A 9,937-nucleotide genomic window follows, 5' to 3' on the forward strand; every position below is an offset into this window, starting at 1 on the left:
GATGTTCTCCCCGTCCCGCCCCGAGCGCGTCGCCATCGTCCATGAGTGGCTGGTCAACCATGCCGGCAGCGAGAAGGTGGTCGAGCAGCTGCTGCAGATCTATCCGCAGGCCGACCTGTATGCGGTGGTCGACTTTCTCGGCCCCGGCGAGCGCGGCTTCCTGGGCGGCCGGGTGGCGCGCACCACCTTCATCCAGCGCCTGCCGGGCGCGCGCAGGCGCTTCCGCCACTACCTGCCGCTGATGCCGCTGGCGGTCGAGCAGCATGACCTGTCGGGCTATGACCTGATCGTCTCGTCGAGCCACGCGGTGGCCAAGGGCGTGCTGACCGGGCCGGACCAGCTCCATGTCTGCTACATCCATTCGCCGATCCGCTACGCCTGGGACATGCAGCACCAGTACCTGCGCGAGTCCGGCATGGAGCGTGGCCTGAAGGGCGCCTTCGCCCGCGCGATGCTGCACTACATGCGGCTGTGGGACAGCCGCACCGCCGCCGGCGTCGACCGCTTCGTCGCCAACTCGGCCTTCATCGGCCGGCGGGTGCGCAAGGTCTACCGGCGTGAGGCCGGCGTGGTGCATCCGCCGGTGGACGTGGCGCGCTTCGCGCTGCGCGCCGACAAGGAGGACTTCTACCTGACCGCCTCGCGCATGGTGCCGTACAAGCGCATGCCGATGATCGTCGAGGCCTTCGCGCGCATGCCGCAGCGCCGGCTGGTGGTCATCGGCGACGGCCCCGACATGGACAAGGTGCGCGCCGCCGCCGGCCCGAACGTGACGGTGCTCGGCTTCCAGGACGACGCCACGCTGATCGACCACATGCAGCGCGCGCGTGCCTTCGTCTTCGCCGCCGAGGAGGATTTCGGCATCACCCCGGTCGAGGCCCAGGCCTGCGGCACGCCGGTGATCGCCTACGGCCGCGGCGGCTCGCTGGAGACGGTGCGCGGCCGCGGCGACCCGGCACGGCGCACCGGCGTGTTCTTCGACGCGCAGACGCCCGAGGCCCTGATCGCCGCGGTCGAGGCCTTCGAGGCGCAGCCCGTGCCGATCGCGCCCGAGACCTGCCGCCGCCATGCCGAGGACTTCGCGCCGGAGCGCTTCCGCGAGCGCTTCGCCGCCGAGGTCGAGCGCGCCTGGGCCGCCTTTCACGGCGAACCGGATGCGACGACCGTGCCGGTGAGCGCGTCGGTGAGCGTGCCGCAGTCCGTCCCGCGCGCGATCTCCTGCCCCGACCTGAGTCTGATCTCGATGCCCGACGTTCCTGCCCCTTCTCCTGCCGCTGCCGCGGCCGCCCCCGCGTCGACACCGCCAGCGCCGACCGCACCCGCCGAGCCCGACATCGTGCCGGCGGTGCTGGCCGCCTGGCAGCCGCGGCCCGACCCGATGGCCTTGCCGCCGCAGCCCGCGCCGGCCGCGGCGGTGGTGCCGGCGCATCCGGCCCGGCCGATCGGCGAGCTGCTGCGCACGCTGCGGCCGCTGTCCGACGGCGACATCGCCCATATCCTGGTGGTGCAGCGGCGCATGGGGCTGCGCTTCGGCGAGGCGGCGGTTGCGCTCGATCTGGCCAGCCAGGCCGATGTGCTGCGGGCGCTGTCGATGCAGTTCAACTACCCCTGCGCGCTGGACCTGAGCCGCTTCGGCGCCGGCGGGCTGGTGGTGGCCACCGATCCGCACGGTGCCCAGGCCGAGGCCTTTCGCGAGCTGCGCAGCCGCATCCTGGCGGGCCCTCGGGCGCCGCTGGCGGTGCTCAGCCCGGACCGGGGCGACGGCCGCACCCATGTCGCGGCCAATCTGGCCATCACCTTCAGCCAGCTCGGCGAGCGCACCGTGCTGGTCGACGGCAATCTGCGCACGCCGGCGCTGCACCGCGTCTTCGGCCTGAAGGAGCGCGCCAGCCTGTCGGACCTGCTCAACGGCCGCCGGCCCGCCCGGCCCTTCGACCGCTCGGCCGAGCTGCCGGGGCTGTTCGTCATGCAGGTGGGCGCGCCGCCGCCCAATCCGCTCGAGCTGCTGCAGCAGCCGCTGTTCGCGGTGCTGCTGCGCGAGCTGCAGCGCGAGTTCGACCGCGTCATCGTCGACACCCCGCCGGCGCGGGACAGCGCCGACGCGCGTGTCATCGCCGCGACCTGCGGCCAGGCGGTGCTGGTCGGCCGCAACGGCCGCACCGATGCCCGCGCGATGAACCTGCTGGTCGAGCGGCTGCGCCGCACCCGGGCGGACATCGCCGGCGTGGTGCTCAACGCGTACTGAGGGCCGGGCAGTCGAGCCGGGCGCCGCTGGCGCCGGCATCGAGGCGGCCGTCGCGCAGCCGCAGTGCCGGCACGCCGCTGTCCTCGACCGGGTTGTGCCCGATGTGCAGCCGGCCGATGCCGGCCGCGCCGGGCGGCGTCTCATGGCGATGCACCTCGATCGCCGCATGGCCGGTCGGCGCGCCGGCGGCCCGCGCCGCATCCTGCGGCCGGCCGATGCGCATCAGCCGGTTGCGCTCGATGCGCACCTGATCGACGCTCCGGGTGCGCCACGGGCCCTCCTGCGCCACCAGGATGCCGGCGGCGCGCAGCACGTCGCTGACGGTGTTGTCCTCCAGCGTGATGCGCTCGCCGCCGACCACCGCCAGTCCGCGCCCCCATCGCCCGCCCGCGACCCGGTTGCCGCGCACCAGAATGTCCTGCACCGGCGCGGGATCGTGCTCGTAGGACACCACCGCGATCAGGTCGTCGCCGGCATCGTTCACCTGGTTGTTCTCGATGCGGCCCTGCCGGCTGCCACCGCTGACATGAATGCCGTCGGCCAGCGTGGCGCTGATCCGGTTGCCGCTCAGCAGGAAGCCGCGGGCGCCGAGCACCAGGATGCCGGCCGCACCGGCGCCCTCGATGCGCACCTGCTGCACCACCTGGCCGGCGCCCTGCAGCACCAGCCGCGACTGCGCCGGCGCGTCGCGGCGCCGGTCGGTGCGCGCCGTGAGCGTCAGTCCGGCCAGCCGCACGCCGTCGGCCTGCAGCAGCAGCGCATGGTCGGCCGGATCGAGCGCCTGCAGCGTCGCGCCCGGCCCCCACAGCGTCAGGCCGGGGCGGTCGATCGCCACGCTGCCGGCCTGCAGGTAGCGCCCTGGCGGAAAGACCAGCCAGTCGCCGGGGCGCAACGTGGCCTGCGCGCGACGCAGCGCCTCGTCATCGGGCAGATCGTCATCGGGAACGGCGCCGAAGTCGCTGATGCGCCACACCTGCACGGTGGCGGGCGGCTGCGCCGGCACCGCGGCGGGACAGAGGGGAAGGGGAGGCGGCGCGGCTTGCGCATCGTCCGGCAGCAGGCTGCAGCACAGCAGCAGCGCAGCGGCCAGGCCGGGAGAGGCCTCCCCACGCCGGGGCGGGCCGGTGCCGATCGGGTGATTCCGGGTCTGCGACACACTGCCGCGCATCAGGTCCCTTGCATCCATGATGACCGGAGGCTCACCGGATCGGCCCGCGCTGCCCGCGCCCGACGTGAGGATTCGGTGGCATCTTAGACACGGACGCAGTCGTTCCTGTGACTTGGATTAAACAAAGGTTCAAAAGGAATCAAGCTGTTAAAGCTGGCTTCAGCTTGTGCTGAAACGAGACAGTTTCAGGCCTGGGCCGGCGCCGAGGCTGCGGTGCGCGGTGCGGTGATCGAGGCATCGAAATAGGCCCGGGTGTTCGGATGCACCGCGGGATCGGACCGCAGCTCGGCGGGCGTGAACCAGCGCAGCTCGCGGTGCTGGGCATCGGCGGCCTGCAGCTCGCCGGCGGGCAGGTCCAGCGTCCAGCCGAGCACGACATAGTGGGTCGTCAGCGCGTCGATGCCGGCGAAGTTGTCCGGATACAGATGCTGGTAGACGCCGAGCGGGCGGGCCTGCGCGGCCAGCGCCGCCGGCAGGCCGAGCTCGGCCGCGGCGATGCGCACGATCGCCTGCTCGATGCGTTCGTCCTTCAGGATGCGCCCGCCCGGCACGAACCAGCTCGCCTGCGCCGGGCGGTTGCTGCGCCAGCCCAGCAGCACCCGGCCCTGCGGATCGCGGCAGATCAGGTCGATCGAAACCAGGGGCGTGTGGCGAACCACCTCGACCAGCGTCTCGCGGGGCAGGTGGGTGCGGGGCTGTGGACAACTCATGATGACCTCTTCATTCAGGGTTCAGCGCAGCAGCGGGCGCGACATCACCCGCTGCTCGATCTCGGCCATCATGCGGCGGTAGGGCGCGGCACCGATGCCGCCGTAACGGGCCTGGAACTCGGCCTGCGGCATGAACTCGGGCAGGCCGTCGACCGGCGGCATGAAGTCGGCCTCCTTCAGTGCGGCATCCGCGTCCTGCAGCGCCGCGGCGCGCAGCCGGCCGGGGTCCTGCACCGCGATCTGGCCGAAGCGGGTGCCGGCGCGGTCGGCGGCGATGTCGTTGAAGCTGAAGCCGCTGCCGTCGCGCGAGTCGATCACTTCCTTGTAGATGCCGATCGCATCGGCCAGGCGCCCGCCGCCCTCGGCGGCCAGCACCGCCGAGACCAGGAAATGCATCGCGAAGTCCGGCCGGCCGAGCAGCGTGACGGTGCGTGCCGGCGGCCGCGGCCAGTCGCGTGCCTGCGGCACGATGCGCGACAGCGGCTGGCCGGCCGCATGCAGCGCCAGCACCACCAGCGCGGCGCGGTGCTCGGCGGCCAGATCCTGCGGCGGGCAGTCCAGGCCGCAGCGGCCGGCGGCGAAGCCCAGCATCGGCTGCAGCAGCGTCGCCAGCGGGGCGGGCTCCGGCGCCTTGCGCGCCAGCCGCGCCAGCTCTCTCGCATGGGCCTGCAGGCGCTGCTGCAGCGCCTGCGGCACCAGCGAGGCGCGCAGGCGGTCGGGCGTGTCCTCGCGCCACACATAGGCGATCTCGACCTCCTGGGGCTGCAGGCTGACGCGGCGCACCATGTCGATCAGCAGCTCGGCCTGCTCGATCAGGCCGCGGCGGCTCAGCTCATGGCGCAGCAGCGCCTCGGCCAGCGCCGGCGGCACCGGCACCCCGCCCAGGCGCAGCCGCTCCAGCACCGGCAGGCCGGCGGTCTCGCGCAGGTCGGCCTCGATGTTGAGCCAGCGGCCGAAGGGGCTGGCCGGCATCTCCAGACTGGCCTGCAGCCGTGCGCTGCCGGCGCCGGGCACCAGCCGGCTGGGCAGGCGAAGCAGCCGCTGCGTCGCGTCGTTGAGCAGCAGGTCGATGTCGCGGCTGTCGGCGCGCAGCACCCGCAGCGCCGTGCCGTCCGCACCGCGGCCGGCCGCTTGCGGCGCGGGGTGGCGCGGATCGGCCGCGCGCAGCAGCAGCTTGACCCGCAGCAGATCCTCGGCCGACATCGACGCGGCCTCGCGCCGCACCAGCGGCTGGTCGTGGAAGGCCAGCGCCAGCAGCACCAGCGCGGCGACCAGGCCCGACAGCAGCAGCATGCCCAGGCCTTGCAGCAGCCGGCGCAGCACCCGGGAGGAGGAGGGGAATGCGGTGTCTTTCATCTGCGGCGCATCTTAGGCGGGCCGCGCTCGCCCGATCCGGGAAAACCCCTCGTTTTTCCAGCCCGCCTCAGCGGGGCGGCGGCTCGTCGGGCGGGGGGCGCAGGTAGAGCCGGTCGGAATAGGTCGCCAGCCAGTGCGGCCGGAACGCGACGAAGATCGCCACCAGCATGCCGACCAGGAAGGCGTCGCCCCAGGCGGCCAGCCAGCGGCCGATCATCTGCTCGTCCGGATCCAGGCCGGGTGTGGCGCCATGCAGCGCCATCGACAGCGCGCCCGACAGCACGCAGCTCAGCGCGGTCGCGGCGAAGCCCCGTCCGAGGATGTAGACGAAGAGCTGGTTCGGCAGCCAGCGCCGCACCGCCGCGCCCAGCAGCAGCGCGATCGTCGCCGGCATCTGGCCGAGCCAGACCAGCCGGTGCAGCGCCTCGGCCGCATCCAGCCCGGCCATCGCCCAGGTCAGCAGCGTCACCGGCACCAGCGCGAGCATCGCCAGCGGCCAGCCCGTCATCATCAGCAGCATCACCGCGCCCGACAGCGGCTGCACCACCGACATGCCGACATAGCGGTCGGTGCCCCACAGCAGCGGCATCAGCGCGCACCAGGCCAGCCAGATCCACGGCGGCCCCGCCGGGCCGACCAGCCGCCACGGGCGCAGCCACAGCGCCACCGCCAGCGGCCCGGCCGCCAGGAGAAGATCGAGTTCCATGCGCGAATGCTAGAGGCCTTGCGGACCGGCTTTCCTGACCGATCTCCTGACCGGTCGCACGCTCCTGAAAAACCCGCACTCCTGCCTGTTCCCGAGGGGGCTTGTCGCCTGATTGCGGTGATGGATCGGGAGTGGGGTCGCCATACCGGCTACAGTGCCGCCCAACGCAAAAGACTTCGCACACCGATCGGCCGGCTCTGCCGGCCCAGCCACCATGGCGTCTACCTCATCCCGCAAGACCTCCTCCCCCCGTGCCCGCACTGCGCGCGCCACTTCCACTCCGGCCACTGCGACCACTTCGGCCGTCCCGGTCGACGACACGCCGGCCCTGCCGGTGACGGCGTCCGAGCCGGTGGCGGTCGCCGCCGAGCCGACCGCCGAGGCTCCGGCCAAGCCGGCGCGCAAGCGCGCCGCGCCGCGCCGCAAGGCTGCCGCGTCCGAGCCGGCGGTGATCGAGCCGGTCGAGGCTCCTGTCGCCGAGCCGATCGCCGAGCCGGTCGCCGAAGCCGAACCGTCCGCACCTGAGCCGGCACCGACGCCCGCCAAGCCCGCCCGCAAGCGCGCCGCGCCCCGCGCCCGCAAGACCGCCGCCCAGGCGGAGGTGACGCCGGCCGTGGCCGCCGAACCGGCTGTGGCGCCAGCGCCCGAGCCGGTGCCCGAGCCTGTGGCTGCACCCGTCGAAGAGACGGCTGTCGAGGCGGTGGCCGCGGCTGCGCCGGAGCCGGTCGCGAAGACGCCCCGCAAGCGCGCCCCGCGCCGTCGCGCGGCGCCCGAGGCCGCGGTCGAAGGGGCTGCCGAGCCCACGGCCGAACCCGTCGTCGAATCTGTCGTCGAGGCGGCCGCCGAACCTGTCGCAGAACCTGCCGCGGAACCGGCTGTCGCACCGGTGGCCGAGGCCGATGCGCTGCCGCCGGCTGTGGACAACTCCTGTGGACAAGCTGTGGATAACATCGATGATCCGATGCTGCAGCCTGACCCGGAAAAGGAACCCGAGCCGGAACCTGAACCCGAGCCGGAACCCCAGCCGCTGGCGCCGCCCTTCAGCCAGGTCGTGCTCGAGGCGCAGGGCCCGGTGCGTCGTCTGGCCTGGACCCCGGGCCGCGACTGCCCGGCCGAGCTGCTGGCGCTGGCCGCGCAGCTGGATCAGCCCACGGCCGCCGCTCCGCTGGTCAATGACCTGGCGCTGCTGGAGATGGTGCGCATCGCCCGCGAGCGCCGCCATGCGCTGCGTGTCGACGAGGCGGTCTGGCTGTGGCTGGCGCCGGCGCGCGACATGCGCGAGCGTGTCCATCTGCTCGAGACCCGCATGCCGGAAGGCCCCGCCAGTCCGCTGCTGACCGCGCTGGTCACGCTGCCGCTGCGCACCTACCAGGGCGAGGGCGCGCTCTACGCCGCCTGCGCTGGGCGCAGCGTGCTGGCCGATGATGCCGGCCTGGGTCGCACGGTGCAGGCGGTGGCCGCGCTGCGCCTGCTGGCGGCCCAGTTCGGCGCCGAGCGTGCGCTGGTGCTGGCTCCGGCCGAGCGCCTGGCGCACTGGGCCGAGCAGTGGCAGACCCTGACCGGCCTGACCGCGCTGCAGGCCGGCTCGGTGGCGGAGATCGGTGCCGCGGCGCAGGCCGAGGCCTCGCCGCAGGCGCCGCTGCTGCTGCTGGCGGATGCCGCGCTGGCGGTGCAGGACGACACGCTGGCCGCGCTCCAGGCCTTTGCGCCCGACAGCGTGGTCGTCGACGAGAGCGACGACGCCAATCTCAGCCCCTGGCTGGACACCGCCTTCGCGGCGGCGCTCGCGACCCTGGACGGCCCGTTTGCGCTGGCGATCGCCCGCACGCCGGTCGAGGTGCGCCCGCGTGCGCTGCGCGCGATGCTGGAATGGATCGACGCACCGCGCCTGGGCGCGATCGGCCGGCTCGAGGCGCTGGCCGAGGCCCCGGTGGCCGAGCGCCTCGAGGCGCTCGGGCCGTGGCTGCTGCGTCGTACCAAGACCCTGGTGCTGCGCCAGCTGCCCGAGACGGTCGAGGCGATCTGCCCGGTCGAACTCGATGCGGCCGAGCGGCCGCTGCATGACGCCCGTCTGGCGCAGATCGTCCGTGCGGTGCAGCGCTGGCAGCGCAGCCGCTATCTGTCCGATGCCGACCAGCGCCGCCTGCTGTCGACGCTGCATGCGCTGCGCCTGGGCTGCAATGCCGGCAAGATCGGCACCACGATCGAGGGCATCGAGACGCTGCTGGCCGAGCCGGACATGCGCGTGGTGGTGTTCAGCCAGTGGACCGACAGCCTGGAGACGCTGTCGGCGGCGCTGTCCGAACGGGGCATCGCTCACCTGGCGCTGCCGGTCGATGCGGCCGGCGAGGCGCGCCGTGCGCTGGTCAGCGCCTTCCAGCAGGACCCGCAGCAGCGGGTGCTGCTGTGCTGCGACGACAGCCCTGGCGGCCAGCTCGGCCTGCGTCATGCCGCCACCGCGATCCTGCATCTGGACCGGCCCTGGAATCCGGCGCTGCTGGCCCAGCGCTTCAGCCGCGTGCATCGCGCCGACCGGGTCCGCCAGGTGCCGGTCTGCCATCTGGTGGCCAGCCACACGCTGGAGGAGCGCCTGGTCCAGGCTCAGGACGATGCCGCCTCGCGCGAGCATTTTGTCGGGCTGATCGACGGCGCCCAGGCCGAGGCCTTCCTCGGCGGCGCCCGTCTGGAGCGTTTCATGACCGCGCTGGCGGTGCTGGCCGGCCTGCCGGCGTGAAGCGCCGCTGAAGGCCCGTGCCCGGGCCCACCGAAGGTCCGGGCGCACCCGCAGCCGGGCGCGCTAGGATGCGGCATGTCTGTCTCCTTCGGTACGGCCGAGCTGATGTCGGTCGCCGCGACGCTCGGCTGGGCCAGCGGCCTGCGCCTGTATGCGGTGCTTTTCCTGACCGGGCTGGCCGGCCGCTACGCCGGCATCGGCCTGCCCGAGGGGCTGCACTGGCTGATGCATCCGCTGGTGCTCGGTGCCAGCGGCCTGATGCTGCTGGTCGAGTTCCTGGCTGACAAGATCCCGGGGCTCGACTCCTTCTGGGACATGATCAGCACGCTGGTGCGCGTGCCGGCCGGCGCGGCACTGGCCGCGGCGGTCTTCGGCGGCGACGAGGCGGGCTGGGCGGCGGCGGCGGCCGTGCTGGGCGGCTCGCTGGCGGCCACCGCGCATGCGGCCAAGTCGGCCACCCGCGCGGCGGTCAATGCCTCGCCCGAGCCCTTCAGCAACTGGGGGCTGTCGCTGGCGGGTGATGCGCTGGTGCCGTCGATGCTGTGGCTGGTCTGGCGTGATCCGGTGCTGGCGGCCCTCGTGCTGGGTCTGCTGACGCTGGCGATGCTGCTGCTGCTGTGGCGGCTGGCCTGGCATCTGCGCGCGCTGGCGGCGCGGCTGCGCCGGGCGCTCAGCGGCGCAGCGAGCGATCCGGTGTCGCCGCCCTGAGCGGCGGGCGCAGCAGAGCCGCGAACTGGTCGGCCAGCAGCGTGAGCTCGGCATGGCCGCAGGCGCGGCACAGGCTGAGCACCGCGCGGGCATATTCCGGCGGACCGAGCATCAGCGCGGTGTCGATCTCCTGGCCGGTCTCGCGCCTGAGCAGATCGTGAATGCGGCTGGCGATCTGGTGGCGTGCGGCGGCGGGATCGTCGGTGTTCATCGGAGGCTCCTGAGTGCCATCCCTTTCAAGGTGCCCGCCAGGGAGCCAGTAAGCTGGGGGAATGAAGAAGCCACAGGAGAACGAGATCTGGGAAGCGGT

At 73.4% G+C, this 9,937-nt stretch carries 8 protein-coding genes; 3 read left to right on the plus strand and 5 right to left on the minus strand.

Annotated features, from left to right (window positions below):
- Position 1: 1 nt before the first annotated feature.
- The gene (locus NFT33_RS11310; protein ID WP_251675378.1) at positions 2-2,245 is read left to right on the plus strand and encodes a polysaccharide biosynthesis tyrosine autokinase; all 2,244 of its coding nucleotides are present in this window, start codon (positions 2-4) and stop codon (positions 2,243-2,245) included.
- Here the strand turns inward: NFT33_RS11310 and NFT33_RS11315 are convergent.
- The 4 genes from NFT33_RS11315 to NFT33_RS11330 form a co-directional block, all read right to left on the minus strand.
- Positions 2,232-3,431 carry a right-handed parallel beta-helix repeat-containing protein gene (locus NFT33_RS11315; RefSeq protein WP_251675380.1) on the minus strand — a complete coding sequence of 400 codons (1,200 nt, stop codon included), beginning with the start codon at positions 3,429-3,431 and terminating at the stop codon, positions 2,232-2,234. The two genes, NFT33_RS11310 and NFT33_RS11315, sit on opposite strands and share 14 nt — an antisense overlap.
- A 167-nt stretch (positions 3,432-3,598) precedes the next feature.
- Complete coding sequence (locus NFT33_RS11320; protein ID WP_251675382.1) at positions 3,599-4,123, minus strand: GDP-mannose mannosyl hydrolase; 525 nt, start codon at positions 4,121-4,123, stop codon at positions 3,599-3,601.
- A gap of 21 nt (positions 4,124-4,144) precedes the next feature.
- Positions 4,145-5,479: a YfiM family lipoprotein gene (locus NFT33_RS11325; RefSeq protein WP_251675384.1), complete on the minus strand. Its 1,335-nt coding sequence runs from the start codon at positions 5,477-5,479 to the stop codon at positions 4,145-4,147.
- A 67-nt stretch (positions 5,480-5,546) separates the two neighbouring features.
- Positions 5,547-6,185, minus strand: a complete 639-nt coding sequence (locus NFT33_RS11330; protein ID WP_149504935.1) for a hypothetical protein — start codon at positions 6,183-6,185, stop codon at positions 5,547-5,549.
- A gap of 214 nt (positions 6,186-6,399) precedes the next feature.
- On the opposite strand from NFT33_RS11330, the gene NFT33_RS11335 reads away from it, so the two are divergent.
- Both NFT33_RS11335 and NFT33_RS11340 read left to right on the plus strand, forming a co-directional pair.
- Positions 6,400-8,919: an SNF2-related protein gene (locus NFT33_RS11335; RefSeq protein ID WP_251675386.1), complete on the plus strand. Its 2,520-nt coding sequence runs from the start codon at positions 6,400-6,402 to the stop codon at positions 8,917-8,919.
- 75 nt (positions 8,920-8,994) lie between these two features.
- Complete coding sequence (locus NFT33_RS11340; protein ID WP_251675388.1) at positions 8,995-9,627, plus strand: DUF4126 domain-containing protein; 633 nt, start codon at positions 8,995-8,997, stop codon at positions 9,625-9,627.
- Here NFT33_RS11340 and NFT33_RS11345 read toward each other — a convergent pair.
- Positions 9,590-9,838 carry a hypothetical protein gene (locus NFT33_RS11345; protein WP_251675390.1) on the minus strand — a complete coding sequence of 83 codons (249 nt, stop codon included), beginning with the start codon at positions 9,836-9,838 and terminating at the stop codon, positions 9,590-9,592. The two genes, NFT33_RS11340 and NFT33_RS11345, sit on opposite strands and share 38 nt — an antisense overlap.
- Positions 9,839-9,937 lie beyond the last annotated feature (99 nt).

It is taken from the genome of Sphaerotilus sp. FB-3 (assembly GCF_023706025.1).
Classification (GTDB): domain Bacteria; phylum Pseudomonadota; class Gammaproteobacteria; order Burkholderiales; family Burkholderiaceae_C; genus Sphaerotilus; species Sphaerotilus sulfidivorans.